The organism is Shewanella surugensis, from assembly GCF_023284005.1.
GTDB lineage: Bacteria > Pseudomonadota > Gammaproteobacteria > Enterobacterales > Shewanellaceae > Shewanella > Shewanella surugensis.
This window is the reverse complement of record NZ_JAKIKS010000368.1, coordinates 1-588: the sequence shown is the minus strand read 5'-3', so window position 1 is coordinate 588 and position 588 is coordinate 1. Positions and strand designations below refer to the sequence as shown.

The 588-nt window shown below is 39.3% G+C and carries 2 tRNA genes; both read left to right on the top strand.

What is annotated here, in order from left to right:
• The first annotated feature begins 10 nt into the window (after window positions 1–10).
• Window positions 11–86: transfer RNA gene (locus L2764_RS27570), tRNA-Asn, on the top strand.
• A 63-nt stretch (window positions 87–149) separates the two neighbouring features.
• A tRNA-Asn gene (locus L2764_RS27565) sits at window positions 150–225 on the top strand.
• Window positions 226–588: the final 363 nt, after the last annotated feature.

Here is a 588-nt window from a genome sequence, read left to right as displayed (position 1 = left end):
AAATTGCGATTCCCCTGTAGTTCAGTTGGTAGAACGGCGGACTGTTAATCCGTATGTCACTGGTTCGAGTCCAGTCCGGGGAGCCATCTTTCATTCTCATTGAATGTAAAACGGCGCAACGAAATGATAAAAATGTAGCAAATTGCGATTCCCCTGTAGTTCAGTTGGTAGAACGGCGGACTGTTAATCCGTATGTCACTGGTTCGAGTCCAGTCAGGGGAGCCATCTTTCATTATTCAATATCACACTCTCTATACTCACTTTTCCACAAACTTATCTTGCCTAAAAACCAATCTATCCTGAGTTCCTTAGAGATCCCCTTAGGTAATATCAGCCAATAAAGATCTTTTCAATCTACAAGCATTTATTGTTAATTCGTTATTCAATAAAATTCACTAAAATATCCGTCTCGATCCATCGCGATGTCTATCGGTCTTTATTCAACTTTATATTTTTCGATGAAATCACGGTATTGCTCCTAGTACTTAAACACAGTGAAAATGATCGATTGGATTCACTTCAAAACGGGTAACTGTTCGCTCGGAAATAACAATGAAAGACTTCTAGCTTTACGGGGTTTCTTACTAA